General features: G+C 38.6%; 27 protein-coding genes and 1 pseudogene. 20 read left to right on the forward strand and 8 right to left on the reverse strand.

Annotated elements, in window-relative coordinates; all coding sequences use genetic code 11:
- Positions 1-122 precede the first annotated feature (122 nt).
- The 9 genes from FC27_RS07770 (at position 123) to FC27_RS07810 (ending at position 7,031) form a co-directional block, all read left to right on the forward strand.
- A complete protein-coding gene (locus FC27_RS07770) occupies positions 123-443 on the forward strand; it encodes a DsrE family protein (protein ID WP_010624891.1) in 321 nt (106 codons plus the stop codon).
- Between the two features lie 29 nt (positions 444-472).
- Positions 473-1,042: an SOS response-associated peptidase gene (locus tag FC27_RS07775; RefSeq protein ID WP_010624890.1), complete on the forward strand. Its 570-nt coding sequence runs from the start codon at positions 473-475 to the stop codon at positions 1,040-1,042.
- Positions 1,043-1,266: 224 nt separating this feature from the next.
- Complete coding sequence (locus FC27_RS07780) at positions 1,267-2,310, forward strand: phosphate/phosphite/phosphonate ABC transporter substrate-binding protein (RefSeq protein ID WP_029508206.1); 1,044 nt, start codon at positions 1,267-1,269, stop codon at positions 2,308-2,310.
- 18 nt (positions 2,311-2,328) lie between these two features.
- Positions 2,329-3,087: a phosphonate ABC transporter ATP-binding protein gene (phnC, locus tag FC27_RS07785; protein ID WP_010624888.1), complete on the forward strand. Its 759-nt coding sequence runs from the start codon at positions 2,329-2,331 to the stop codon at positions 3,085-3,087.
- Complete coding sequence (locus FC27_RS07790; protein WP_010624887.1) at positions 3,087-3,890, forward strand: ABC transporter permease subunit; 804 nt, start codon at positions 3,087-3,089, stop codon at positions 3,888-3,890. Before phnC ends, FC27_RS07790 begins: the two co-directional genes overlap by 1 nt.
- Positions 3,887-4,753 (forward strand): PhnE/PtxC family ABC transporter permease, encoded by an 867-nt coding sequence (locus FC27_RS07795; protein WP_010624886.1) that lies wholly within the window; start codon positions 3,887-3,889, stop codon positions 4,751-4,753. The genes FC27_RS07790 and FC27_RS07795 overlap by 4 nt, the downstream gene beginning before the upstream one ends.
- Positions 4,754-4,764: 11 nt before the next feature.
- The gene (gene phnX / locus FC27_RS07800) at positions 4,765-5,553 is read left to right on the forward strand and encodes a phosphonoacetaldehyde hydrolase (protein WP_010624885.1); all 789 of its coding nucleotides are present in this window, start codon (positions 4,765-4,767) and stop codon (positions 5,551-5,553) included.
- A gap of 2 nt (positions 5,554-5,555) precedes the next feature.
- Positions 5,556-6,653, forward strand: a complete 1,098-nt coding sequence (gene phnW / locus FC27_RS07805; RefSeq protein ID WP_010624884.1) for a 2-aminoethylphosphonate--pyruvate transaminase — start codon at positions 5,556-5,558, stop codon at positions 6,651-6,653.
- A 129-nt stretch (positions 6,654-6,782) separates the two neighbouring features.
- A complete protein-coding gene (locus FC27_RS07810; RefSeq protein ID WP_010624883.1) occupies positions 6,783-7,031 on the forward strand; it encodes a hypothetical protein in 249 nt (82 codons plus the stop codon).
- Between the two features lie 45 nt (positions 7,032-7,076).
- Here FC27_RS07810 and FC27_RS07815 read toward each other — a convergent pair whose 3' ends face one another.
- Positions 7,077-7,949, reverse strand: coding sequence for a DegV family protein (locus FC27_RS07815; protein ID WP_010624882.1), 873 nt, complete (start codon positions 7,947-7,949; stop codon positions 7,077-7,079).
- 201 nt (positions 7,950-8,150) lie between these two features.
- On the opposite strand from FC27_RS07815, the gene FC27_RS07820 reads away from it, so the two are divergent.
- Positions 8,151-8,396 carry a hypothetical protein gene (locus FC27_RS07820; RefSeq protein WP_010624881.1) on the forward strand — a complete coding sequence of 82 codons (246 nt, stop codon included), beginning with the start codon at positions 8,151-8,153 and terminating at the stop codon, positions 8,394-8,396.
- Between the two features lie 86 nt (positions 8,397-8,482).
- Here the strand turns inward: FC27_RS07820 and FC27_RS07825 are convergent, their stop codons facing one another.
- The gene (locus tag FC27_RS07825) at positions 8,483-9,895 is read right to left on the reverse strand and encodes an amino acid permease (RefSeq protein WP_010624880.1); all 1,413 of its coding nucleotides are present in this window, start codon (positions 9,893-9,895) and stop codon (positions 8,483-8,485) included.
- 486 nt (positions 9,896-10,381) lie between these two features.
- Between FC27_RS07825 and FC27_RS07830 the strand changes: the two genes are divergently transcribed.
- The 3 genes from FC27_RS07830 (at position 10,382) to FC27_RS07840 (ending at position 13,689) form a co-directional block, all read left to right on the forward strand.
- Positions 10,382-10,693, forward strand: coding sequence for a hypothetical protein (locus tag FC27_RS07830; protein WP_010624879.1), 312 nt, complete (start codon positions 10,382-10,384; stop codon positions 10,691-10,693).
- A 116-nt stretch (positions 10,694-10,809) separates the two neighbouring features.
- Positions 10,810-11,274 carry a MarR family winged helix-turn-helix transcriptional regulator gene (locus tag FC27_RS07835; protein WP_029508204.1) on the forward strand — a complete coding sequence of 155 codons (465 nt, stop codon included), beginning with the start codon at positions 10,810-10,812 and terminating at the stop codon, positions 11,272-11,274.
- Positions 11,275-11,400: 126 nt separating this feature from the next.
- Positions 11,401-13,689, forward strand: coding sequence for a M13 family metallopeptidase (locus FC27_RS07840; RefSeq protein ID WP_010624877.1), 2,289 nt, complete (start codon positions 11,401-11,403; stop codon positions 13,687-13,689).
- A gap of 61 nt (positions 13,690-13,750) precedes the next feature.
- On the opposite strand, the gene FC27_RS07845 is transcribed toward FC27_RS07840, so the two are convergent.
- Positions 13,751-14,485, reverse strand: a complete 735-nt coding sequence (locus FC27_RS07845) for a DUF5067 domain-containing protein (protein WP_010624876.1) — start codon at positions 14,483-14,485, stop codon at positions 13,751-13,753.
- A 214-nt stretch (positions 14,486-14,699) separates the two neighbouring features.
- On the opposite strand from FC27_RS07845, the gene FC27_RS07850 reads away from it, so the two are divergent.
- The 4 genes from FC27_RS07850 to FC27_RS07865 all read left to right on the forward strand — a co-directional run bounded on the left by FC27_RS07850 (position 14,700) and on the right by FC27_RS07865 (position 17,028).
- Positions 14,700-14,912: a hypothetical protein gene (locus FC27_RS07850; RefSeq protein ID WP_010624875.1), complete on the forward strand. Its 213-nt coding sequence runs from the start codon at positions 14,700-14,702 to the stop codon at positions 14,910-14,912.
- A 115-nt stretch (positions 14,913-15,027) separates the two neighbouring features.
- The gene (locus tag FC27_RS07855; protein WP_010624874.1) at positions 15,028-15,906 is read left to right on the forward strand and encodes a cation diffusion facilitator family transporter; all 879 of its coding nucleotides are present in this window, start codon (positions 15,028-15,030) and stop codon (positions 15,904-15,906) included.
- 14 nt (positions 15,907-15,920) lie between these two features.
- On the forward strand, positions 15,921-16,271 hold the full coding sequence (locus FC27_RS07860) for a carboxymuconolactone decarboxylase family protein (RefSeq protein ID WP_010624873.1): 351 nt from the start codon (positions 15,921-15,923) through the stop codon (positions 16,269-16,271).
- 76 nt (positions 16,272-16,347) lie between these two features.
- Positions 16,348-17,028, forward strand: a complete 681-nt coding sequence (locus FC27_RS07865) for a 2,3-bisphosphoglycerate-dependent phosphoglycerate mutase (RefSeq protein WP_010624872.1) — start codon at positions 16,348-16,350, stop codon at positions 17,026-17,028.
- A gap of 149 nt (positions 17,029-17,177) precedes the next feature.
- Here FC27_RS07865 and FC27_RS07870 read toward each other — a convergent pair whose 3' ends face one another.
- From FC27_RS07870 to FC27_RS12030, 4 genes and pseudogenes are all read right to left on the reverse strand, one after another.
- On the reverse strand, positions 17,178-19,265 hold the full coding sequence (locus FC27_RS07870; RefSeq protein WP_010624871.1) for a KUP/HAK/KT family potassium transporter: 2,088 nt from the start codon (positions 19,263-19,265) through the stop codon (positions 17,178-17,180).
- A 103-nt stretch (positions 19,266-19,368) separates the two neighbouring features.
- Positions 19,369-21,810 carry a Xaa-Pro dipeptidyl-peptidase gene (locus FC27_RS07875; protein ID WP_010624870.1) on the reverse strand — a complete coding sequence of 814 codons (2,442 nt, stop codon included), beginning with the start codon at positions 21,808-21,810 and terminating at the stop codon, positions 19,369-19,371.
- 175 nt (positions 21,811-21,985) lie between these two features.
- On the reverse strand, positions 21,986-22,558 hold the full coding sequence (locus FC27_RS07880) for a LysR family transcriptional regulator substrate-binding protein (protein WP_338025915.1): 573 nt from the start codon (positions 22,556-22,558) through the stop codon (positions 21,986-21,988).
- Between the two features lie 141 nt (positions 22,559-22,699).
- Positions 22,700-22,868: pseudogene (locus FC27_RS12030) on the reverse strand (LysR family transcriptional regulator); the annotation flags it as partial.
- Between the two features lie 107 nt (positions 22,869-22,975).
- On the opposite strand from FC27_RS12030, the gene FC27_RS12035 reads away from it, so the two are divergent.
- From FC27_RS12035 to FC27_RS07890, 3 genes are read left to right on the forward strand one after another with little or no spacing between them, the layout of a single operon-like run.
- The gene (locus FC27_RS12035; protein ID WP_010624869.1) at positions 22,976-23,401 is read left to right on the forward strand and encodes an LbetaH domain-containing protein; all 426 of its coding nucleotides are present in this window, start codon (positions 22,976-22,978) and stop codon (positions 23,399-23,401) included.
- Positions 23,349-23,465, forward strand: coding sequence for a hypothetical protein (locus FC27_RS12240; protein WP_369336279.1), 117 nt, complete (start codon positions 23,349-23,351; stop codon positions 23,463-23,465). Before FC27_RS12035 ends, FC27_RS12240 begins: the two co-directional genes overlap by 53 nt.
- Positions 23,455-24,189 (forward strand): SDR family oxidoreductase, encoded by a 735-nt coding sequence (locus FC27_RS07890; RefSeq protein WP_056938095.1) that lies wholly within the window; start codon positions 23,455-23,457, stop codon positions 24,187-24,189. Before FC27_RS12240 ends, FC27_RS07890 begins: the two co-directional genes overlap by 11 nt.
- A gap of 66 nt (positions 24,190-24,255) precedes the next feature.
- Here the strand turns inward: FC27_RS07890 and FC27_RS07895 are convergent, their stop codons facing one another.
- Positions 24,256-25,599, reverse strand: a complete 1,344-nt coding sequence (locus FC27_RS07895) for a C1 family peptidase (protein WP_010624867.1) — start codon at positions 25,597-25,599, stop codon at positions 24,256-24,258.
- Positions 25,600-25,610 lie beyond the last annotated feature (11 nt).

Raw genomic sequence — 25,610 nt, forward strand, 5'->3', positions numbered from 1 at the left:
CCAGAAAGTTTAGACCCTTTTAATTTTAAATGCAACCGCTTTCCAAAACTGATTGACAAGCAAAATATGGACCCATACAATTAAATTGTTATGTGAATTTTTTATATTATATGGAGGAAATTATGAAAATCGGGATTATTATTGAAACTAAAGCTGCTGAAAAGGTTTGGAATGCTTTGAGATTTGCAATTGCGTCTTTGAACAAGCAAAATGAAGTTAAGATCTTCTTGATGGGTGAGGCTGTTGAGATCGACGATATCAAGGATGATCAATTCGATGTCGCAAACAAGCGGTCTGACTATGAAGCTGCTGGTGGTCAAATATTGGCTTGCGGTACTTGTATTAAATCAAGACATTTAGAGGATAAGACTAGTTGTCCTATTTCTACTATGAATGATTGTGTTGACATGGTAACTTGGGCTGATAAGACAGTTACCTTTTAGACATAACGTAGGTAACGGAGGAATTTAATATGTGTGGTCGGTTTATGTTCGAACCAGACAGTAATGCAGAAATCAAACGGATCTATGATTTGGCGACTGGTGGTGGCTACCATCCAAAAGTTGGCGAGGTATTCCCAACTGATGAGACTGCTTTGATCGTTCCTGGTGATCGACAAGTAAGGGTCGTTAGCATGAAGTGGGGCTTTCCTGGGTTTAAACGGGGTCAGTCGATCATTAATGCTCGTTCTGAAACAGTTCAATCAAAAAAGATGTTTGCAAATGCCTTTGCAACCTCACGCTGTGTTTATCCAACGACTGGATTTTTCGAATGGAGCCAGTCAAAGGATAAATATCGTTTCAACTATCGAGATCAACCAGATACTTTATTCATCGGAGGATGTTTTAAAAATTTCTCCGATGGATTACGGAGTGTTTTGTTCACGACTGAACCGAATGAATCGATGATCCAGATTCATGATCGGATGCCTTTGATTTTGACGAAAAGGCAGATTAATGCTTGGATTTTTGATGATAACTTTGCCAATGACTTTTTAAATTCATCGATGCCACAATTATTTTCTGAATCTGTAAGTAAATAAAGGTTAATTTTGACTTAGATTTTAATTAGAGGGACCAACGAAACTTGTGTTAGAGCACATGTTTCGTTGGTCCTTTTTCTAATGTAAAGATATTGTAAAGCCTATGTATAGGTCAATCTTTACAATGTGTAGGAATCTTTACAAATAATAAACAATGAATATACATTCACTTGCTAATCTATAACATGTTCTAAAAAATTGTTATAGGAAAGTTGGTTGTATTTATGAAAAAAGGGCGGTTTTTAACGATTTGCTTAGGGGTGATGCTTATGGCCTTACTAGGAGGCACATTAGCTGGATGTTCTAGTAAAGGAAGTTCGGCTGATAGTAACGGTGATTCTGGTAAGCTATCAATCGTTTTCTATCCTAACGAATCTGCCAAAGACTACTTGGCTTCACGTAATGAATTAAAGGCTAAGTTAGAAAAAGCTACTGGTAAGAAAGTTGAAATCAAGACAACAACTGATTACAACGTTGCCATTGAAGCTATCTCATCTGGTAAAGCTCAAATGGCTTTCATGGGTGCTGATGGATATATCAAAGCTCGTCATTTGAATAAGGCTGTTGAGCCATTATTAACTGAATCTGGTCCAGATGGTACATTCAAGGGTGCAAGCTATCGTTCATACTTGATGGTTCCTGAAAAAGATGCTGATAACTACAAGAAAGATGGTAAGTACAGTATCGAAAACGTTAAGGGCAAGAAGATCTCATTCGTTTCAGCAAGTTCAACATCTGGTTACGCAGTTCCAACATACGAAATTCAAAAAGAATTCAAGCTTAAGAATAAAGACTCATTTGCTGAAAGTGGCAAGTTCTTCTCTAAAGTACTTTATGGTAACTCACATCCTGGTTCAGCAGTTAACTTGTTGAAGGGTGACGTTGACGTTGCTGCATTTGATGATATTGATTTGACACCATTCATGAAGGTTACTGAAGGTAGCTATTCAAAACCTGGTTCTAAGTTCACTGTACGTGACAACGCTGCTGCACCATTCACAGATTTCCATGGTAAGAGCGTTGTAAATATTTCTGTTCTACCTGTTCAAAATGGACCACTAGCTGTTAATACAAAGACACTTAGCGAAAAAGATCGTAACGCTATTGCTAAATTATTCACATCTAAAGAAGTAGCTAACGATCCTAAATTGTTTGCTAAAGATGGTTCAAAACAAGCTGCATTATTCCACAAGAAGGGTGCTAAGTCACAACTTCTCAAAGTTGATGACAACTGGTACAAACCTACTCACGATTTGATTGGTCAATAGTATATAGGAGGCATTACGATGCTAGAAGTTAAACATTTAGCGAAGAGTTACCAAAAGGATAAACCTGCTTTGACAGACATTAATTTCAAGATTGATCCCGGTAATTTCGTAGCAATCATTGGTCCTTCAGGGGCAGGTAAAACTACAATCTTACGAAGTCTTAATCAATTGATCAAAGACGATGCAGGTGAGATCTTGTTAGATGGCGAGGACATTCGCTCCGCCAACAAATCAGAATTAAGGAAATTACGTCGTCAAATTGGGATGATTTTCCAAAACTATAATCTTGTTGAAAGATTGACAGTTTTAGAAAATGTCCTTCACGGTCGCCTTGGCTATAAGTCGACTTTGGCAGGCGTAATGGGACGCTATACTGAAGATGAAAAACGTGAAGCTCTAGATCTACTAGACAAAGTTGGTCTTTCTGAATTTGCTTTACAGAGATGTTCAGAACTCAGTGGTGGTCAAAAGCAACGGGTTGGGATTGCACGTGCGTTGATCCAACATCCTAAGGTCATCCTTTGTGATGAACCGATTGCTTCTCTTGATTTAGCTTCATCTCAAGTTGTCATGAAGATGTTGAAAGATTTGATTCAAGAATTAAATATTATTTGTATTGCTAACTTGCATCAAATTGATTTGGCTAAGGAACATGCAGACCAGATCATCGGTATCCGTCATGGGAAAATGGTATTTAATGACGTGGCTGATAAACTTGATCAAGCAGCAATTACCGAATTGTATGGTACTGCTGTGGAAGAAAAGGAGCCGGCTTAATGAATGGTTCAAAACTTACAGCTGCCAAATATTTGGGGCATAAACGATTAGTACAGAGTGGTGTATTACTTTTGGTAGGTTTGATCTATGTCGTTGGTTGTTATTTGTTGAAATTTGATACTATCCAAGGCGCATTGTCGATTCCAAAGGCTTTCTCCTGGTTAGCAATCAATTTTATGCCAACCCATGAATCGATGAGTTACTTGCCACAAATTCTTAATAAATTATTCGAAACAGTTTTAATGGCGATTGCTTCAGTAGTAGTCGCAGCCGTGATTGCCATCTTTTTTGCAATCTTAGGTTCGAAAGTTACTGGTATTAACAAGTTCATGCAGATTTTGGTAAGAGGAATCGCTTCATTTTTCCGTAATATACCTTTAGTAGCATGGGCAATGATCTTACTATTTTCTTTCAAACAAAGTAATTTCACTGGTTTTCTAGCTTTACTTTTGATGACGATTGGTTTTTTGATCCGGGCCTTTATGGAAATAATCGAGGACGAAGCTGGCGAAGCTATGTTAGCTTTAAAAGCAACTGGTGCCAGTTACTTCCAAGTTATCTTCCAAGCTGTTATTCCACAGATCATCCCGAGTTTGATCAGTTGGATCTTGTACATGATTGAAAATAATGTTCGTGATGCTACCTTGGTCGGTATTTTGACTGGGACAGGGATCGGATTCATTTTCGACCTTTACTATAAGAGTTTCCGTTTCGACGCTGCAGGGATCACCGTACTATCGATCATTGTTGTAGTTATTATTTTGGAAACACTCTCGAATCAAATTAGGAAGGTGATCTTATGATTACAAAACAAGGTTCAGATCCATTGATCCAAAAACCTTCGTTTAATAAAAATCCTCAACCTGAAAAAATTAGATTACGGAAGACTTCAGCTTCAACCTGGATGATCAATGGTGTTTTTATCAGTTTGATTCTGATCACCTTGTACACGTTGACTCATTTAAATACTGAGAATGTAAAAATGGCTGACGCTTTCCGAGGTCTGATGATGACTTTAGATCAGATGTTCATTCATCCTAATGCAGGTTCTGATGGTTTTATGGTGTTATTAGAGGCACTGGGTGTCAGTGTGTTGTTGGCTATTTTAACGACCATTATCGGTGCAGTAGTCGGCTTTTTCTTAGCAGTACTTGCTTCAAGAAATTTAACTAATGCTTACTTTGGGGCTGGGATCAGATCAGCGATGGCTATGATCCGGGCTATTCCAACAATCTTGTGGGCGTTGATTTTCTCGATTGCCGTTGGTCTTGGACCAACCGCAGCTATCTTAGGTCTTAGTTTCCATAGTGTTGCTTATTTAACTAAAGCTTATTCAGAAAGTATTGAAGAAATTGACCCAGCCACGATTGATGCACTGAAAGTTACTGGGGCAAAGTTTTGGACGATTGTTTTCCAAGCAATTTGGCCAACTATCATCCCTTCATTAGTTTCTTGGACTTTCATTCGATTAGAGATCAACTTTGCTAATGCTGTAGCTGTTGGTGCAGCTGCTGGTGCTGGTGGAATTGGTTACCAATTGTTTGTTACAAGTGGTTTGAGTTTTGACTTCCACGAGGTAGGCTATATCGTTTATATGGTTATCGCCGTAACGATCGTCTTGGAATTCATTGCTGTGAGATTAAGACAACATTATTTAGCAAAGTAGAGGATATATAAATGATTGAAGCAGTTATTTTTGATTGGGCCGGCACAACGGTCGATTACGGAAGCTTGGCTCCCGTAGTAGCATTTAAGACAGCCTTTAATGCTAAAAAGATTTACCCAACTGATGAAGAGATCCGCCGTTTCATGGGGATGTCTAAGTGGGACCATATTGGAGAGCTTCTGAGTTTAGATACTGTTAGACAACAGTGGCAACAAGAATATTCCAATGATCCAACTGAAGAAGATCGTAAAGAATTGTACGTGATGTTTGAATCAGCTTTGATGGCACATTTGGTTAAATCAACTGAATTGAAACCAGGCCTACTAGATACGATCCAATTTTTGAAGGATAACGGAATTAGGGTGGCAACGACTACTGGCTATACACCAGAGATGATGGAAGCCTTACGTGTTGGCGCAGAAAAATTAGGTTATCGTCCAGAAATTATTTTGACATCAGCAGATGTTAATGACAATGGCCGTCCTGCTCCGGATATGATCAATAAGATCATGACTGAGTTTGAGATTGATGATCCTGCTAAGGTCATCAAGATCGGCGATACGATCGTTGATATCGAAGAAGGTAAAAATGCTGGTGTGAAAACAGTCGGTATCATCGAAGGTAGTAGTTTGATGGGCCTAACTGAAGAAGAATTTGTCAACATGACTAAGGACGAACAGACTGATGCTCGGGCTTATGTGGAACGAGAATTTGATTCAGTTGACGCAGATTATGTGATCAACAGTTTGTCTGAATTACCGGAAGTTATTAGAAGTCTAAATCAACTAAAGGAAATGTAATCATGGAAAATGAATATCTTTTATTAACACCTGGTCCATTGACGACTAGTAAAACGGTCAAAAAAGCTATGGAAATGGATTACTGTACTTGGGACGACGAGTATAAAGAAATCACTCAATCGATTAGACGTTCGTTATTGCGCATTGCCCAAGTCACTCCAAATGAATATACAGCTGTTCCTATCCAAGGAAGCGGAACATATGGCGTAGAATCCGTTATTAGTTCAGTGATTCCTGAACATTGCAAATTATTGATTGCGATGAATGGGGCCTATGGTGAGCGAATCTCTGAAATGGCTGATGTTTATGGTATCAACCATGTTGACCTAAAAGTTGACGAACAACAACCAGTCACAGCTGATTTAGTCAAAGCTGAATTGGAAGCTCATCCCGATATTACTCATTTTGCGATGATCCATTGTGAAACAACTACTGGGATCTTGAACCCAATTGAAGAAATCATTCCCTGGGTAAAATCACAAGGTGTGTCAACAATTGTTGATGCTATGAGTAGTTTTGGTGGTATTCCCATCGACGTTAAAAAGTTAGATATCGATTATTTGATCAGTTCGACTAATAAATGTATCCAAGGTGTACCTGGTTTTGCTTTTGTGATTGCTAGAAAGTCACAACTCGAAGCTTCAAAAGGTGAGGCTCGGACACTTTCACTAGATCTTTATGGTCAATATGCGGAAATGGAAAAGAACCATGGTAAATGGCGTTTTACTTCACCAACTCATGTAGTTCATGCATTTGCTCAAGCTTTGACTGAATTGGAGATTGAAGGAGGCGTTGACAAACGTTATCAACGTTACTCTGAAAATCAACAACAATTGACTAAAGGGATGGCAGAACTTGGCTTCAAACAGTTGATTTCTGATGAATGGCAGTCACCAATCATTACGTCATTTAGATATCCCTCTGACGATTTTGATTTTCATGCTTTCTATCAAAAGCTTAAAAAAGCTGGCTTCGTGATTTATCCTGGTAAGATCTCAATGGTTCCTACTTTTAGAATCGGAAATATTGGTGAAGTTTATCACCAAAATATTTCTGAACTGTTAGATGCGATTGCCAATATCACCACTAAAGCGAGATAAGACTGAACTTAAAGGCTCCTACGATATCAAAATCGTAGGAGCTTTTTGTTTGTATTGAAAAGAATAGGCTAGTGCTATTTTTTTATATATGATAAAATGTTCACAATTAGTGTGCAATTGGAGGAGAACATGGAACGAGCAAATAATGATCAAGTGAAGAAAATGACTAAAAACAATTTTTTAACGGTCTATCCAGCATTTTTACATCGTTTCTCACATATGAGTATGGATCTGCAGGATTATATCATTGCTGACCCAAAGATTGCTGAGTTATATCAGAACCGTGAACAAGTTGGTGAACTGGATTTAGGTTTTGATAAGCAAAATGATCAACTGGTGGAAGATCAAGTAAATAATTTGATTGATCAATATAATTAAGATAAAAGGGCCGTCGATCTCATTGGATCAACGGCCCTTAATTTATTATTTATCAATAACTTCTTTAGACCAACCAAGGACATAAGCATTGGAACCTAAGTGGGCACCAATGACAGGACCTATTTGACCAATCTCGATATTCAGCTGTGGATATTTGACGCTGAGGCGCTTTTTCCAAGCTTCCATAGCTTCTAAGTTGTTAGTACCAGTCAAGAAGATTCTAAGTTGATAATCGGTCTTTTGACGGACATCTTCAAATTCATCTTCAATGAAGTGCAAAGCTCGTTTCATGGTTCGAATCTTGTCAGTTGCAACGATCTTATGTTCATCATTCATCATCGTCAGGACTGGTTTGATTCGTAAAAGACTACCTGTGAAGGCAGCAGCATTAGTTAGTCGACCACCGTGAACGAGATTTTTCAAATCGTCAACGATGAAGTATTCGCCGATAGTACGCTTTTGCTGGTCAATTTTTTCAAGTATCTCGGAACTAGATTCACCTACTTTAGCTAACTGAGAGGCATATTTAACTAAGTAACCCATTGGTTGGATCGATAGGAACGAATCGACCGCATGGACTTTGATATGGTCATAGTCTTTCAAGGCAGCTTGTAAATTATTATAAAAGCCAGTGATCCCGCTAGTGATGTGGATACTGATGATCTCGTCAAATCCCTTAGCTTTGACCTGGTCATAAAAATCAAACATTTCTTGGATACTTGGTGGAGCAGTAGTTGGTAACTCTTTTGATGAGGCCAACTCTTGATAAAACTCAGCATCAGTGATATCGATGCCTTCATGGAAAAAATGTCCGTTCATTTGAACTTCAAAATGGACTTGAAATGCGTTGCCCATTTCAGCTAATTCTTGGTCACTTAAGCCCGAAGTGCTATCAGTGACAATTGCAATTTTACTCATGTTGATGTTTCTCCCTACAGGTTCCCCAAAGTGATGTTTATACCGGTAAAAATAGATTTGTATAGGTATAAACCAATAATGTAACTCATAAAAAATTACCATTGAACACGATTTGTGTCAATTATAGTTTGACGTATCGACGGTTGATTTTAGTATAATTATTTTATTTTTGATGATATTTTTTTAAAAGGAGGTCAAAAATTGTTAACACTTTTGGAAGCAAATTCAACTAGTAGTGTTCCTTTGTTGATTGCAATCATTGTCGCAGTCTTTGTGATTTTATGGTTGTTGCTCAAGACGGTCGGTTTTATTTTCCGTCATCCAATCATTGGTATACTATTAATTGTCTTTGGTTTATTAGGTCTTTGGAATTATGCCATTATTGGCATTGGCGTCATTGTCGGCGGAATCGTCTTTTTGGTGATTTCCTACTTCTTCAATAATTAAGTTTGACGTCACGTAAATAAATTAAGTTCGATAAAATTTTTGCAAAAAAATAATCTGTCAACTTTGATCAGTTGGCAGATTTTTTATTACTCTTCATTCATTTTTGAGTGTTTGCGGGCATATCCAAAGTAGATTGCCATACCAATTGCAAACCATACTAGGAACCTGATCCATGTTTCCCAGTTTAGTCCCACGACTAGCAGGAGACAGAAGGCAATTGAGATGATGGGTGATACTGGTACCCATGGTGCCATGAAACCACGATGGATGTCTGGATATTTCTTTCTCATCCAGAGGATTCCAGCGGATACGAGGATGAATGCTGTAAGTGTACCAATATTTACTAGTTCGGCTAAGATATTGAGGTTGACCAGTCCGGCTGTGATGGCCGTGACGATACCGAAGAACCATGTCCCTTTATAGGGTGTTTGATGCTTCAATGATACTTCACCAAAGAACTTTGGAAATAATCCGTCACGAGACATTGAGTAAGTGATCCGCGATTGTCCGTATAGTTGGACGAGGATAACTGTTGTCATCCCGAGGATCGCACCAAGGCTGACTATCATTGAGAGCCACCCTTGGCCAGTTTTGGCAAGGACCGCTAAGATCGGTGCGTCGAGGTATTTGGCAAAGACTGTATATTTGACGACACCAGTCATGGTCAATGTCATTGCAATGTAGAGCACTGTGGCAATCAAAAGAGATAATAGGATGCCTCGAGGAAGTGTCTTGCTTGGGTTGACGGTTTCTTCAGCACTAGACGAAACTGAATCAAAACCGATAAATGAAAAGAAGACGATCGAGGCTCCTGGAATGATACCTGAAGCCGTTCCATGGTTGAATGAATACCAACCGTAAGGAGCAAAGGGATGCCAGTTCTTAGTTTTGATAAACCAAACGGTTGAAACTATAAATAGCAAAATAACGGCAATTTTTATCGTGACCATGACATCGTTGACGTGTTTAGTTTGATTGATACCCATAGCGATGATCGTTGTGATCAATAAAACGATACAAAATGCTGGCAAATTAAAGTATGTGGTTACCCCGGGGGTGGTCCCAGCGGCAGCTGTCAGTACTTTCGGGATGTGCCAGCCTAAATTGCCAACGAAGTTGACAAAGTAACCTGACCAGCCAGCAGCAACGGTCGCTGAACCTAAAGCGTATTCCAAAATAAGATCCCAACCAATGATAAATGTAATGATCTCACCAAACGAGATGTATGAGTATGTATAAGCAGATCCAGCAACTGGAGCCATCGAAGCAAATTCTGCGTAACAAAGTCCCGCAAATCCACAACAAATCGCTGCGATCAAGAATGATAATGCCAATGAAGGGCCTGTAGTCAAAGCTCCCTTACCGGTAAGCACGAAGATTCCGGTTCCGATGATTGCTCCAACGCCAAGGAATGTAAGATCCCAAGTATGAAGTGTTCGTTTTAAGGGAGATTCACGACTAAGGAGGACATTAATGTCCTTTTTCCGAAAAAGATCCATATATAACACCACCTTTTATAAATTGACTTATTTTTACTCCAATTATTTCTTGATTACCAATGTTTTGAATTTTCATAAAAATAGCCATCAAAGGTGCTATGAAAGGGTTGTGAAATTTGAAAACGCGATTTTGCAAAAATTATTTTCGAAAATAGGAACAATAATATAATGATTTCAATATTTAATATAGTTGTCGCAACAAGTCAGTCAAAGTCGGCTTATGATTTAGTTAAGGTTAAGAATCTATAATCATCTTTGTGGATAATTAGATATCGCTAATATTATTAGTTTTAAACTAATAATATTATCTAATAAATTTTGTAATAAAAAATAGTTAAAAGAATGCGCTTACATAGGTGTCTTTTTGATTGTTTGTAACAGAAAAGTAATCTATACTTAATGTGTAAGGAACAAAAATAACTGGTTCTTACATACAATTCAGGCGAATTTCTAAACAAAAAATTAAAAAGGTTAGGAGTTAGAGTAATGATAATGTTAAAAGTTAGCGATGAACGCTCATTAAATCAAGCTATTTCGGCTAAAGTGAATAATCTTCAAGTCACTGACCAAGCTTTTGATATTTGCAAGGAGGCCGTTGATAATTATCACAGTCGAAGTTCCAGCAGTGTTAACAAACAGCGTGCCTTTGATATGTTGTACAAGCATATGCGTTTGGCATTGAGACCAAAAAATTCTAAACGCAGGACTCAACTTCAAGACCAGATCACAAGTCAATACATGATCAGACAAGTTCCAAATAATAAGGCTTATGAATTGATTCGTGATACGTTAGTTTAATATGGAATGACCAAAGACGCCGGCAAAATTGCTTTGAGCGTCTTTTTATTTTTCACATGATGTAAACGTTTTACACATGTGAATAAATATGTCAAAATAAATTCAGGTGAATAAATATGATGAATGAAATTTTGAATCTGTTAAATTTGTATCTCTCACAAGATGATCGAAATGAACAAGAAAAACAGTGGGCAACCAGTCAAACTGATTCTCCCGAACTTCAAGATATAATTGCCAAATTAGATACTCGGGAAGTCAGGATCATTGGTCTTTTTGAGATCAATACTGACGTTTCTTTAAAGGAACTTCCACAATCTATTGGAGTTTCACAGGCTTCAGCATCTCGAAGTGCCACAAAACTTGAGGATCTCGGTGTCGTCACTAAAAACAAGACTAGTTTGAATAATAAGGAATGGATCCTTAGTTTGACTGACAATGGTGAACAATTGTTAGAGATCAAGCAAAAACTTGATGAGCGTCATCGCCAGGAATTGGAGAAGATCTCAACTGATTATACTGATGAAGAACTCCAACATTTTGCAGATCTATTAAGACGGATCATCAAGATGGATAGAAGCTGATTTGGCAGTCATTTTGCGATGATTTAGATACTGATAATTCAATATTAAATTAATTGTTATTTTTCTCCGTAATCTGTTGCGCAATGGTTATAATAAGCCGAGAATATGGTTAACGGAGGGGATATCATGAAAATCGACAAAAAGTTAATTAATGCGACGATGTTTGCTGCAATGTTGCTAGGTGCCAGCATTACCACGCAAAACGCTAAAGCAGATAATCTATCAAATCAGACGAATGATGACGACCCAGCGACCTCCACTATTAGTAAGACAAAAGTCTATAACGGATTTGAAACGACTACTGACCAAAAGAATGATCAGCCAGAGTCTCAAATTCAGACTGATGATCAAACTGATGGCCAGAAGAATAATACAGCAAGTAATAACAGCCAGACTCAGGCTACGGATCAAGTCACTAAAGATGAAAATCAAACGACTGATCAAACTGCAACGACCACTAACAACAGTACTGATCAGTTTAAGCCTCAAAATGATTATTATGATTACGTTAATCATAAGTGGCAGACTTCGACAGATGTTTCCAAAACAAAGGCCAATTCTGGAGCCATTTTGACAACTCAAAATTCTGTCGATCAGCAAGTCCAGCAAAAATTCTACGATTATTTGAATGGTACGGAACACACAACCGATCCGACAATGCAAAAGGCGCTTAATTTTTACAATTTGATGCTCTCACAAAAATATCAATCAATGGATGATTTTTCGAAAGATGCTGTCGATAACATCATGGATACAGTCAATACCATCGATAGTTTACAAGATGTCAATGATCTTAGTGATCATTTGAACCAGTTATTCCAAGCTGGTGTGACCTTGCCATTTGGTATGAAAGTTGATATCGATCAAAACAATCCCAAACTAAGAGCGCTCTATTTTTATGGTGGATCACCGGTATTGTTGACCAGTGCTGGCGATTTGAATCAATATAATGAACAGTCACAGGAAACCCTCGGAAAATTTCTGACCAGCGCTGGAGTCAATTTCGATGCAGTTGCAGAAATTATGAAAAATACTAAACAGTTTGATCAAATACTGACTCAATATCAGACACCAACAGACGTCCAGACCGACTTATACCAACAAGGATATACCGGCAGTGGGATCAGAAGGTTGAATGATTATTTGCCAGTTAACTATCTCAATTTTGAGGACCTAAGTGCCTTTGTTGATATGGACAAGTTTGTCGATCAAACAGTTGGTGAAACACCTGGCTACATCTTTGAAATGACCCCCAGTTTTTATAACAATATCAATAAGATCATCAATCCAGATAATTTCCAGAAAATGAAATCATGGATGGTCGCTAACTATGTTCTTGACAATGCAGCGTTCATGAATGATTTGGCAGGTGATTTTCCAACAGTTGAAGGTGAAACAAGTACAGACTTCAACCAACGATTTGCTTACTATTTGACTAAGAAAGCTTTTGCTAATGAATTCAGTAAGTACTTTGGGGATGTTTTGCTGACCAAAGAGTCGAAAAATGCCGTTACAGATATGGCCAATCAATTGGTCTCAGCATATAAGACTGAAATACAGCAGAGTAGCTGGTTGAGCGCACAAGGTAAGCAAGCAGCACTCGACAAATTGAACAATATCAAAGTAAATATTGGTTACCCGACCGATAGTTATTCATACTATGACCGTATCGCCGTGCCATCAAGTGGTAACTTCTATTCAGTCTTCAAACAGCTGATAGATGGGGCAGAGTACCAACCATATCTTGATTATGATAAGCCGGTTGATCGCACAGAGTGGGGCAATATTTCCAGTTTGAAAGCCAATGCCCAGTATTATCCAACCCGTAACGCTATCTATGTCGGGACAGGATTCATCCAGAGCCCATTCTTCGATGTGAACCAAACAGATTCCCAAAATTATGGTGGTCTGGGTTCAATTATCGGACATGAATTAAGCCACGCTTTCGATGGCACAGGTTCACTTTATGATAGTAATGGACTATTCGATAGTTGGTGGACTGCTCAGGATCTTGAAACCTTCAACCAAAAATATCAACAGATGATCAATGATTTTGATGGCAAGACCTTCCTAGGCGTACCAATCAGTGGTGAACAAACTGTTAATGAGAATTTAGCTGATAGTGCTGGCTTCGATGTCGATGAATTGGCCTTACAACAAAAGGGTGGAGCTAATTGGCAACAATTTTTCGACAGTTATGCCACAATTAACCGTTATAATTACTATACAGAATCTAAAAACAGTGTTGATTGGTTCAATAATCAACAACTAGTTGCTAAAGATGTTCATGCGCCGTTCCCAATGAGAGTTAATACTAATCTAGCGAACAACGATTTGTTTGCAAAAGTTTATCATCTCAAAGCTGGAGACGGTATGTGGATCGATCCTGATCAGCGTTTTAGTTTCTGGTCATAATAAAGTATAAAAAAGACTCGACGAATTTTTTCGCCGAGCCTTTTAGTTTATCTGAATGATTTTATGATAATTTGAATGGTTGCATCGTATCTAGGAATTTATTAGTTTTGATATTCATGAAGTACATATTAACATCAGAGTTGGCATCATTGACTTTGACCAACAGTGCACCATCGAATGAAGTATTGGGCTTGACCTCGTTCATATTGGTACTACTTACTTGACTAGAGTAATCACCATCGCCACCTGTTGGTGTTAATACTTTGTCACCTTGTTTGAGGACCATGTTCTTTGTTTGGACCTTTTGTGCAATCTGAGCTTTGTTGGTCTTATTGGTATAAGTATACTTGATCAGTAAAGCAGGATCGCCGTTGGAGTCCTTGACCAATTTGACGTCGTTTGACATCTTAAATTCAAAATCATCAGTCTTGTAATCAAGATTTTTGTAAGAACCAGGATTATTGAAAGTCTTATCAGATTTCTTATCTTGTTTTTTTCTGTCAGATTTCTTGTCTTTCTTGCTAGGTTGATCGCCTTTTTTAACTGATTTACTGTCAGCAGATTTAGAATTCTTCTTGCTGGAGTTTTGGTTCTTGTTAGATTGAACATTTTCAACACGATCATTATCGTTGTCAGCATTATTTTTATGAGCGTTCCCCACGCTCCAATAAATGATTCCCGCTATAATAGCTATGAGGATGACCACAAGTATGATGATGAACGGAGCCTTTTTATAGAAAGGCTTGTGTTCCTTACGGTATTGCCCTCGTGTCATATTTGGCTTTTGATTGTCCATATTACTCTCCCATCAGATATGTATACCTAATAATGATAACTCATTTAAGTACCATATTATCATATTTCTTTGTTCAAAATAATTAACTAAAAGTTGACTGTTTTTTTTTCTCGAAAACAGATAAAAAGTATTGAACGTAATTTTTAAAAGTGGTATAAATATCTGGTTGAAACATCAGGGGTGTTTTTAATCATTTTAAGAGGGGGTAACGAAGATGTTGTTTTTTGGTAATCATGGCGACTATGAAGTCACATGTAATTTTTTGGATAAGAAAGGCCAGCGCATTGCTAAGAAGCGCATTTGCCATAACACTTCTAAAAAAGAAGCACGTGATGGTATGATGAACTATATCACTAATCAATTCTCTGAATCGATTGATATCGCCCATCCAATTAAAGTAGTGGCAAGACCTACGACTTCAAGATAGTAAATTAAAATTTTCCATAGACCAGCAGGCTGAGATTTTTTTCAGCCTGTTTTTTTTTGAAATTTTTTTGAACTTCTTTTGTTATGATAGACACAGGTAGAGAGGAGCAATTTGTATGGAACACACAAATGTTACCGGAAAAAGATTTTTAGCTGTTACTATTTTGAATGTCATCATTACTGTCGCAGAATTTGTCGGAGGAATTATTTCTGGCAGTTTAGGATTATTGTCTGATGCAGTCCATAACTTAGAAGATTCTTTGTCGATCATGATCTCGTATATTGCTAACGTGATTGGTCGCCGACATAACGATGCCCAGAAAACTTTTGGATACAAACGAGCTGAGATCTTAGCGGCTTTTGTAAACTCGAGTATTTTGATCATGATCACTTTCTTGATGATCTTCGAAGCAATCAGACGATTTCAACAAACACAACATATCAACGGTGGATTGATGATGATCGTCGCTTTGATTGGATTGATAGCCAATTTCATTTCTATGGCAGCTTTGTGGTCAGGCTCGAAAGATAACCTTAATATCAAAGCCACGTTCTTACATATGCTCTCTGATACCTTATCGTCCGTAGGCGTCTTTGTTGCCTCGATTTTTGTTACTTTGTTCCAATGGTATTGGGTCGATCCTTTGATTACTATCTTAATTGCTCTTTGGTTGCTCAAAGAGGCCTTTGTCGTCCTCAAAGAGACAGTTAATATCTTGATGGAGGCTAGTCCTGATATTGATTTAAATGCAGTTAGAAAGGCCGTTTTGACTGTTCCTGACGTGGTCAATATCCATCATATCCATGATTGGATGATTGATGAGAATTACATCATTTTCGATGCCCACATCAATGTCAACAAGAATTGCAACATGTCTGAATTGGAAAGTATTTATGCACAAATTGAAAAAATTTTAAAAGAGCAGTTCAATGTTTCTCACGTCACACTTCAGGCCGAATGTACACGGGGATTGAAAGAACCGCTAATTTATTAAAGGGAGAGTCTATAATGACTGATTACAAAGAATTTTTAAAGCATGCAAAGGAAAATACAGCCCGTTTACAAAAGCAAACTAAAGGTGTTGGAGCAGATTATTTCAAGCTTCATACTGATGCAATGGCAGATGGCTCACTATCAAAAAAGACTAAGGAATTGATGTCTTTGGCAATTGCCATTTCTACACGTTGTGAAGGGTGCATCACCAGCCATTTAGCATCAGCCAAGGAATCAGGTGCCACCATCGATGATGTCGTTGAGACAGTAAATATTGCTATCATGATGAACGGTGGCCCAGCTATCGTTTACGGCGGTAAGGCTCTTGAAGCGGCTGAACAATATTACGGAGTTGACTTGAAATAGGGAATGATTTAAATTGTGAATAATTTAGTGTTAATATTGTTAACGTCAATCTATTCGCAAAGTAGGAATTATTTTAATGGTAAAACTAATTTTAGTAAGACATGGTGAAAGCATTGCTAATGCCGAAAATCGTTACACAGGTTGGAATGATGTTAGCTTGACCCAAAAGGGTATTGCTCAGACACATCAGACTTCAGAGAAGCTGTCAGCGGCTCATGTTGATATCAAGCACGTTTGGACCTCAGTCCTTAAACGTGCCATCTCATCAGCATATATCATCCAAGATGATCTTAATCTGAATTATTTGCCGATCACTAAAGCTTGGCAATTGAACGAAAGACATTACGGAGCTCTGCGGGGGCAAAATAAGGATGCCACTAGACGCGAATTTGGTGCTGAGCAAGTTCAAATTTGGCGTCGAAGTTTTTATGCTTATCCACCTCGTCTCTCAGAACCAGATCCTAGAAGTGGGCCATATAGATTCGTCGACCCTAGAGCAATGCCTTATTCTGAGAGTCTAGCGGCAGTTTATCAACGAATCATTCCTTATTACGTTGATCATATCGTCCCTGAATTGTTAGATGGGAAAGATCAATTGGTCGTTGCCCATGGCAGTACCATTAGAGCGATGATCAAATATTTGGAAGATATTAGCGATGAGGATATCGACGGTGTCGAAGTGGCTAATGGCGAACCTTTGATCTATCAATATGGCCAAGGTTTTAAATTGGTCAAAACCAATCGGGTCTCCAAATAGGTCATAGAATCAAATGAGAGCTTTTCTGATGGTTCTTTATATATGACAGGCATAATTAGTGCAACTGTGATCATGATCGATTAGAACGAAAATCATTCGAAAAAAGAGGCTATCAACTCAGAACTGAGTTGATAGCCTCTTTTGTTTGCTTATTCTTCATCGTCATCATCGTCGACTGGGTTGTCAATTGGAATATCTTTGAGAGCAGAACGGTCTTTTCTGACCAATCTGATTCGATTCATCGATACTTTACCGAGTACCAATGGAACACGCTCTTCAACTACATCGCTATATGATAATCCAAACCAGTTAGCAGGTGAGATGAATTTTTGTAGGACTAAACGCAAGTGAATGATACCTTTTTTGATCCCACTGATCCGGGTGTCAGGCGAAAGGACCTCTTTGATCAAGACAAAGGAGAAATCGCCGACTTGGCGGTCGGGGATGGTTGTGTACTTTTGTGGCTGAGTTTTGATCTCACCATTGGACATCAAGTCGTTAACAATTTGACGTAAGTAGACGTTAACCTTTTGGTCGACTCTGAATCCTAAGTAAAGTTGGACACTGACCATGTAGTCAGTATCGAAGGTCTCAGCACTGTAGGCAGCTGTGTATGGTTCGTCGGTAACGTTGACTGTTACGAACCAGTAGACTTCCGCTCGTTTTGGACGCTTATCAAGGATCGAATAAAGGATATTCTTCTTGATCCGATAGCCGTCGTGAACTTTAGTCAAATAAACTAAATTAGTTGTTGTCAGTGGATAACTTGGATCTTTTCTCAAGTCATTCAATTGGTGCTTGAAGGCCAATAGTGAAGCAAAGTGACTTCTGAAAGTATTGTCATCCATCAAGCGGTCACCATATCTCCAAATGAACATAATGGCAATCAAGACAGCGGCAATGATCATAGTGATATAAGCACCTTGGACGAATTTACTACTGTTTGTAATTAAGAAAATACTTTCAATAATGAAGAAGAAACCAATTATAACGGTCGTAAAGAAACGATTGATCCGTTTCATCAACATCCACTGATGTAGCAAAATAGTTGTCATCAGCATAGTGATGGTGATTTCCAGACCATAGGCATTAGACATGTTCTCTGAATTTTGGAAGAAGATGACTAGGAAAATACAAATGATCCAGATGATCGAATTAACGGTCGGAATGTATAATTGACCCTTGAAATTCGTTGGATAGTAAGTCTTTAATCTTGGGAAGATACGTAATTTAGTAGCTTCAGAAACTAAGGTATAAGAACCAGAAATCAAAGCTTGCGATGCGATGATAGCGGCTAAAGCAGCTAAGAAGATCCCAAAGAGCCGAAGCTTCGGAGGCATCGATTCATAGAAGGGATTAAATCCGGCGGGCAAATTGAATGCAGCTGCATTGCCGCGGACACGTAAGATCCATACCGCCTGGCCTAAATAGCTAAGCAGCAAACAAATTTTTACAAAAGGCCAACTAGTATAAATATTCGGACGACCGACGTGACCCATATCTGAATAAAGGGCTTCAGCACCAGTCGTAGCTAGGAAAATGCTACCTAAAATGAAAATCCCTCGTAGGTTGTGGGGACTTCTCAGTAATTCGATAGCGTAATAAGGGTTCAAAGCTCTTAAGACGGACCAATCGAACGACAAATTGTAAAGTCCTAGTAAGCCTAAAAAGGCGAACCAAACGGTCATAATTGGGCCAAAAGCTCGACCAATCAACTGTGTTCCAAATCTTTGAACGAAGAATAGGGTCGATAAAATTATGATGGTGATGATGATGACCTGCGTTTGGGTCCTGATAAAGACAGTATTGTTGATTGCAATACCTTTCAGACCTTCAATCGCTGCCGTAACAGTAACAGCTGGGGTCATCATTCCATCGGCTAAGAAAGTAGCTCCCCCGATCATCGCTGGGATGATCAGCCACTTAGCACGTTTTCTAACCAAAGTGTAAAGGGCAAAGATTCCACCTTCACCACGGTTATCTGCTCTTAGAGCAATCAAAACATATTTGGTCGTAGTAACGATCGTCAAAGTCCAAAAGATCAACGAAACACTACCAAGGATGAAATTGGTGGACATGTGACTGAGTCCACCATTTCCGACCATCAAAGAGTGCATAACATATAAAGGTGAGGTACCAATATCCCCGTAAACAATACCTAATGCAATCAAAAAACCAGCCATGGACATTTTTGCATGCGGATTTTTCTTGAGCATTGTCAAATCTTTTTTATCCATAAATATACTCTCCAAATCGAACAGTTCAAGAGCGATTATAACATTTCAAAAACACGCTTCAACTATTTAATTTTTAATCATAAATGTAGCAATTTACTTATTATTAAACTTGATGCATAGGCACGATCAAAGATGATTGTTGAGTATCAAGACTGTATTTAACGTCTTGATTTCCCCGGATAGTCATTCCAAAATCAGTCGCATAAATGATCAACCCTAGTTGATGTCCAGCCAAAAGTCGATAGAACGTTGGTTGGAGCTCGACTGACAGTTCGTAAAATCTGCCAGCAATGAGTTCATCCACACTATAGCTGTTTGTGCGGTTTTGTAAATTAATATGTCCCTTAGTGATCATCTTGTATTCAGAACTTCGGCTGTTCTGCTGAAATTCTCGCAAATCGTCTTCACGCCAATCAAAAGTTTCAGCCAGTCCCTTAGCTTTCAAAATACTTGGTGAAACACGCAGACGCTTTTGTTCACCATAGTCGATCAATTGAAAGCTCAACAGACCAAAGTTGCAGTCGCTAGTAACCCTTAGATTGACTTGGGGCATCCCATCTAGTAATAAGTCATTTTCTAACCGTTCAGATTTAAAGATCAGACGATGATTAGACATCGTCTTCGATTTTTCTGTAACCAAATCATTTTGCCACTTATCTATATTTTTACAATAGTTTTGGAAAATATTTTCCGGTAATTTATCAGAAAAAGTAAGCGTATTCGGATTTGCCAGTTGATCTTGAGATAGTAAATTTTCTGAAAAATAAAATTTTTCTGTAGGGGCAGCAGGGTCAACCCAGTTGTCGTAAGAATTCCAGGTCTCAGCTTTAACGTTGTCTTGAACGATGACGTTAGGAAGTAATTCTTGTGCACCATTGTCGACACCGAGCAATTCATGGGTCAACCATAAATTGGCAATATCAGTGAAGTCGATTGAACGAAAGGCATTGATATAAATGTGTTGACCTTGGTGCAAGATAATCTTCTTGTTTACTTGGTCATTGCCAACACCTTGCCAAAGTTTTGCAACGTTTCTAGGCTTGACGTTCCAGTCGTTCAAACCATGGACCAATAATAGATCTGCCTTGATATTTTTTAGGTTCTTACGGTAGTTACGGGCATCCCAGAACTGATTATAATTACCAGTTTGACGGTCTTGATCTTGAGTAATCTCAGCCAATTTTTTGTCCCAAGTAGGTTTGATCTTGTGGAAATCTCCTGCTTGCAAGCGACGAGAGAAAGTCTCTTCTGCTAAAACATCAGCATCTTCACCAGGGAAACCTCCAGGAGCGATAACTAAACCATTATCACGATAATAGTCATACCAACTAGAAATAGCAGCCTCACTGATGACGGTTTTCAAACCTTCGACACCAGTTGTGGCTGCGGCAGTAGCTAGAGTTCCTAAGTAGGAACGACCAGTCATAGCGATAGATTTGTTCGACCAATCGGCCGTGATAGCAATGTTATCAGTCTTATTAGTGAAAGCTCGACGAATGCCAGCTAACCATTCAATAATTGCAATCGTGGAAATAGTTTCTTCAGGATCACCAGTGGTTCTCACGCCATCGGAGTCTTTTGTGCCGATTCCAGCTGCATAGACCACTGCGAAACCACGAGCTAAGAAATAGTCATTTAAGGTATAAGATTGTTCGCGAGCAAAAGTTTCCTCAGTTTTGGTAGTCGTCTTTTTGACTTGACGTGGTTTTGGTAAATTTTTATCCACAGGTTCATGGTAAGCGATATCTTGATAAGTTTTTTCATCTGGTTCTTTGTGGGTCAGAGGTACGTTGACATCGTGCATCAACTTATCGCCAGTTTCATCATTAGTCCCTTGATTATAAGGACTAGCTGTATAAAGAACTGGAACGGTGAAGTCTTTTCCGGATTCTTTGGGCCGTAAGATCTCTGCCTTTAAAAGATCTAACTTACCATCATGGTCAGTATCTTGTGGAGATTCGACATAGACCACTTCACGGATCAATTGATGGGGATCAAAAACTGGTAAAGTTTTTCCATTAAATAATAGTGGCTTTTTAACATTCGAGTCGTGATAGAAACTGACGAAATAGCCATTGGCTGCTAACTGATCGATAAAAGTTTGGCCATCTTTATTATGAGTAGCTAAAAGCCAGTACCAAGCTGATTTTAATTCATCTGTTGATAAGTCCTCGTTTTGATGATCAACGATTTTTAATTGGATCTTCTTCAAAGCAGTCAACGGGTCTGCTAACTCAAAATCTAAGTCAGGTTGAAAATCTAAGAGCTGTAAAGCCACATTATAAAAAGCCTGTAGACTAACAACCTGACGCTCATTCAAATATTGCGCCAGATCCATTTTCTCAGTCGCCATCAAGGCAGCAGCTTTTTGCTGAAAGGTAGCGTTAGTTTGGGCGGTTAAAAAACTTTTTTGGAGGAAACTTTTCCACAGTTTGATGGGCTCAGTGGTGGTTTGGTTCCCAGCGTCTAAAAATTTAATGTCGGTCAATTCTTTCAGTTGATCGGCGAATTCTGTTGGTTTGATTGCAAATTGATTATTTCGCATAAAAATCCCCCATATTCTGATTTGAGATAAACGAGATGAATCTTCAAGCAAAAGCCTTGAATTATACATCTTATTATATCCTTGCCGTACTTATTTTGCTGACGAAATATTCCTAATTATTTGGTCATTTCTAATGATAGTTTTTTTAATACAAATTGTCACATATGACTGGTTTTTATTTTGAAAGGGAAGCCTGTAATCGTTCCAAAAATAATTTAGCAATTTGTGATTGTTGAATATTTTTCTTCCAGATAACAGTAATAGGGTCGCTCAAAGACGGCTTCAATGGTCGAAATGTCAACTGACTATCGCGCGTATCGATCAAATGATTAAATGATAATAAATAAGCGTTACTTTGAGCGACCAATAAACTGGCATTAAAAATCAAGTCAGTCGAGCCGATTATATTCATCTGTGGGCCTAGATTTCCCCACCATTTTTGGAATCGATGAACTTGCAAAGCTTGTTCGGACAAAATCAGGGGATGTCCCAGTAAATCTTCTGGTAGAATAAATTCTTTTTGACTTAATGGATCTTCCTTTTTCAAGATCAAACCCCATTGGTCAGTTTCAGGAAGCTGCAAATAATGGTAGTTATCCAAAGGACGGTCACCCATCAAGACCGCAAAATCAAGCACGCCTCGGGCAAGCTTTTTTTCAGTATCATTAGCGTCACCACTGCAAAGGTGGAGCTTAACTTGTGGATAGTCCTGGATGATACCTCCGAGTATTTCCATGAGGCGATTCATACCGATACTTTCGCCCGCACCGATGGTCAAATCACCACTGATCACTTGGTCCGACTGGATATTTGCGCTCGTCCGATCTGCCAGACTGACGATTTCTGAGGCACGCGATTGCAAATACTCACCTTGAGGTGTCAACTTGANAGGTGATCTGTCGATGACCTCTAATGAAGAGTTTTGCTCCCAACTCATTTTCTAAATCAGCTAATTGATTTGAGAGTGTCGGTTGCGAGACCAACAATTGCTTTGCAGCTCGAGTGATATTTTTTTCCTGAGCCACAGCGAGAAAATATCGCAAAACACGTAATTCCATCTAATCACTTCTTCCATAGTTAAAAGCTATTGTTGCTTATATCATATAAGTATTTAACATTGCTGACAAATGTATTTATACTGGGTTCATCAAGTCGAGAGGGAGCAATGAAATTGATCAGTAAAGTCGACCAACGATTAATGGAACAAAATCAGCGATTGATACAACATTTTAATGATCAGCGACATAATCGTTTGGAAATATTGCAATTGATTTCTGAGATCACCGGACAAAGACTCGACAGTTCAGTTGAGATTAAGCTGCCATTTTATTCAGATTATGGTCATAATATTTTGATTGGTAAGAATGTCAATATTGGTAGCAATACCATGTTGTCAGATATTTATCAGATCAAAATTGCCGATGGAGTTTGGATTGGGTCAGGTGTTACATTTCTTACCAATGACTTTAGTTGTGAGCGTCAGGGACCAATCAAAATCAATCAAAATCAATCAAAATGTCAAAATCGGCAGTCAAGCTATGATCTTACCGAATGTCACGATCGGAGAAAATTCTGTGATTCGTGTCGGTGAGGTCGTACATGACTCAATCCCAGCCAACACAATCTTCGAAGGAGGAAGAATCAATGAGTGTTAAAGATAAGGTAATCATTATTACAGGTGCATCAAGTGGAATCGGTGCCGCAACAGTCAGAGCTTTAGCTAAAAAACATGCTAAGTTAGTCATCGGGGCACGCAGGTTAGATCGATTGAATGAATTAAAGGATGAATTCCCCGACGAAGAAATAATTCCTCAAAAAGTTGATGTGACCGACTATGATCAAGTTAAAGCACTTGTAAAAACGGCCATGGACAATTTCTCAAGGATCGATGTTTTGTACAATAACGCTGGTGTTATGCCAGTCAATGCTTTGAACAAGTTGGCTCGAGATGAATGGAAACAAATTCTCGACGTCAATGTCATGGGCGTTTTAAACGGTATCGCCGCTGTTTTGCCTATCATGGAAAAAAAACAATCAGGTCATATTTTAGCAACTGATTCTGTTGCCGGACATGTGGTCGTGCCTGATCATGTAGTCTACAATGGCTCTAAATTTGCTGTTAGGGCGATCATGGAAGGGTTACGACAAGAGGAACATGATAAAAATATTCGGACATCGATCGTTTCTCCCGGAGCAGTCGCAACTGAGCTATACAATTCGATCAATGATCCAAAGAATTGTCAAGATGAGATCAACGGTGAAAATTCGATTGGTTTGACAGCTGACAATATTGCCAGCGCCATTGTCTATGCCATTGATGCACCAGATAATATGGACGTTAATGAAATTTTGATTCGTCCAATTAAACAAGATGTTTAAAAAATATAAAAATAGCGAGCCAATTCACTTAGAATTGGCTCGCTATTTTGTTATACATATTTAAATTTAAGCTAAATCACCCATTGGATCCCATGGTGCAAGAACTTTTGGATCCTTTGTTTCTTTATCGAAGGTTGTTTTCAATTGGTCACTCAACAAGTTCTTGTTGATAACTAGTTGATAAACATATTCGTTGAACCAATCGTCACTCATAACGAAGTAACCTTTTTGGCCAACTTTTTCACCCCAAGAATTTTCGACTTTCCATTTTGTTGGATCGCCGTTTTCATCAAGTTCAACACCTGTGATGACCATCGCATGATCCATCATACTTTCAACGTAATCAAGGCGTTCAGCCTTTGTCATTGAAAAATCAGTGTTGAAGAGGCTGTTCAGATCGTAGATCTTAGTATCCATGATACCGAGTTTACGGTCAGAACTCTTAACAACATCGCTACCGAACCAAACAGTTTCACCTGATTGTAATTGTTCAACAGCTAGTTTCTTGAAATCTTTGAGTTCAAGGTTAAGATGTCTAACTTGACGTCCACCAACAACGTTACCTAATAACTCAACGGTATAAACGTGGTTATATGGTTTGTCATCAGTAGGGGCATTGATAGTTGAGATATAGTTGTCTAAATCCCAACCAACATACTTCTTGAAAAAGTCTTGTGGAGTGATGCCAACTTCTTTGTGATATTTCTTATCATCGTCGCGATAAGCCCAGTCGAATTTTTCAGGTGGCTCACCAACTGAGTAAACTAAGATCTTGTAGATCTCACTGAGCATTTCGTCTTTTTGACGTTGAATGTCATTCTCTGATTCGCCATCATTAACTAATTTACGAAGAGTAACAGCATTTTTACGTAATTTAGTATTAAGGACTGAGTTTAATTCACGTGAGTTAGTCCGGCTAGCTGTATCAGGCATAACGGCCTTAGGAACGACACCGTATTTAGCAACTAAAGCCATGACCATATCCCATTGGCCACCGTCTTGTTGAGGAGTAGCCATTAAGAAATCAACTTTTCTGTCACCGATAGGTAGGGCAGCAGTGTTGATAACATTTTCATAGAAGTAGTTAGATTTTTCTAATTTATCCCAGAAAAGCATGTAGGCTTCGGATAATTCAAAACCTTTGATCTTGAAGTTGTTTTGAATAGGATGTCTCATCGTGTTCAAGGCTGCAAAGGCCCAGCAAAGACCTGATTGTTTTTGATCAGAAACTGAACCAGTATCGATCTCAACAGAGAATGTGGGATCCATCGCAATTTTTGAAGCTAGGGTCTCACTTGATTTATAGATACCATTATTGGCGACAGCATTTTTAATAGCTGCTGAACCAGGTGTGGCATCAAGTGATTTTTGAAAATCAGTTAATTCTTTAGATGTGATTTCTTTTGTCATATATTTGCATT

Source organism: Companilactobacillus versmoldensis DSM 14857 = KCTC 3814 (assembly GCF_001434295.1).
In the GTDB taxonomy this organism is placed as follows: domain Bacteria; phylum Bacillota; class Bacilli; order Lactobacillales; family Lactobacillaceae; genus Companilactobacillus; species Companilactobacillus versmoldensis.

Excerpts from the sequence above, each read along its gene's own strand:
- FC27_RS07770 (WP_010624891.1), top strand. The coding sequence starts at position 123 with ATGAAAATCGGGATTATTATTGAAACTAAAGCTGCTGAAAAGGTTTGG.
- FC27_RS07775 (WP_010624890.1), top strand. The coding sequence starts at position 473 with ATGTGTGGTCGGTTTATGTTCGAACCAGACAGTAATGCAGAAATCAAA.
- FC27_RS07780 (WP_029508206.1), top strand. The coding sequence starts at position 1,267 with ATGAAAAAAGGGCGGTTTTTAACGATTTGCTTAGGGGTGATGCTTATG.
- phnC (WP_010624888.1), top strand. The coding sequence starts at position 2,329 with ATGCTAGAAGTTAAACATTTAGCGAAGAGTTACCAAAAGGATAAACCT.
- FC27_RS07790 (WP_010624887.1), top strand. The coding sequence starts at position 3,087 with ATGAATGGTTCAAAACTTACAGCTGCCAAATATTTGGGGCATAAACGA.
- FC27_RS07795 (WP_010624886.1), top strand. The coding sequence starts at position 3,887 with ATGATTACAAAACAAGGTTCAGATCCATTGATCCAAAAACCTTCGTTT.
- phnX (WP_010624885.1), top strand. The coding sequence starts at position 4,765 with ATGATTGAAGCAGTTATTTTTGATTGGGCCGGCACAACGGTCGATTAC.
- phnW (WP_010624884.1), top strand. The coding sequence starts at position 5,556 with ATGGAAAATGAATATCTTTTATTAACACCTGGTCCATTGACGACTAGT.
- FC27_RS07810 (WP_010624883.1), top strand. The coding sequence starts at position 6,783 with ATGGAACGAGCAAATAATGATCAAGTGAAGAAAATGACTAAAAACAAT.
- FC27_RS07815 (WP_010624882.1), bottom strand. The coding sequence starts at position 7,949 with ATGAGTAAAATTGCAATTGTCACTGATAGCACTTCGGGCTTAAGTGAC.
- FC27_RS07825 (WP_010624880.1), bottom strand. The coding sequence starts at position 9,895 with ATGGATCTTTTTCGGAAAAAGGACATTAATGTCCTCCTTAGTCGTGAA.
- FC27_RS07830 (WP_010624879.1), top strand. The coding sequence starts at position 10,382 with ATGATAATGTTAAAAGTTAGCGATGAACGCTCATTAAATCAAGCTATT.
- FC27_RS07835 (WP_029508204.1), top strand. The coding sequence starts at position 10,810 with ATGATGAATGAAATTTTGAATCTGTTAAATTTGTATCTCTCACAAGAT.
- FC27_RS07840 (WP_010624877.1), top strand. The coding sequence starts at position 11,401 with ATGAAAATCGACAAAAAGTTAATTAATGCGACGATGTTTGCTGCAATG.
- FC27_RS07845 (WP_010624876.1), bottom strand. The coding sequence starts at position 14,485 with ATGGACAATCAAAAGCCAAATATGACACGAGGGCAATACCGTAAGGAA.
- FC27_RS07850 (WP_010624875.1), top strand. The coding sequence starts at position 14,700 with ATGTTGTTTTTTGGTAATCATGGCGACTATGAAGTCACATGTAATTTT.
- FC27_RS07855 (WP_010624874.1), top strand. The coding sequence starts at position 15,028 with ATGGAACACACAAATGTTACCGGAAAAAGATTTTTAGCTGTTACTATT.
- FC27_RS07860 (WP_010624873.1), top strand. The coding sequence starts at position 15,921 with ATGACTGATTACAAAGAATTTTTAAAGCATGCAAAGGAAAATACAGCC.
- FC27_RS07865 (WP_010624872.1), top strand. The coding sequence starts at position 16,348 with ATGGTAAAACTAATTTTAGTAAGACATGGTGAAAGCATTGCTAATGCC.
- FC27_RS07870 (WP_010624871.1), bottom strand. The coding sequence starts at position 19,265 with ATGGATAAAAAAGATTTGACAATGCTCAAGAAAAATCCGCATGCAAAA.
- FC27_RS07875 (WP_010624870.1), bottom strand. The coding sequence starts at position 21,810 with ATGCGAAATAATCAATTTGCAATCAAACCAACAGAATTCGCCGATCAA.
- FC27_RS07880 (WP_338025915.1), bottom strand. The coding sequence starts at position 22,558 with ATGAATCGCCTCATGGAAATACTCGGAGGTATCATCCAGGACTATCCA.
- FC27_RS12035 (WP_010624869.1), top strand. The coding sequence starts at position 22,976 with ATGAAATTGATCAGTAAAGTCGACCAACGATTAATGGAACAAAATCAG.
- FC27_RS12240 (WP_369336279.1), top strand. The coding sequence starts at position 23,349 with ATGATCTTACCGAATGTCACGATCGGAGAAAATTCTGTGATTCGTGTC.
- FC27_RS07890 (WP_056938095.1), top strand. The coding sequence starts at position 23,455 with ATGAGTGTTAAAGATAAGGTAATCATTATTACAGGTGCATCAAGTGGA.
- FC27_RS07895 (WP_010624867.1), bottom strand. The coding sequence starts at position 25,599 with ATGACAAAAGAAATCACATCTAAAGAATTAACTGATTTTCAAAAATCA.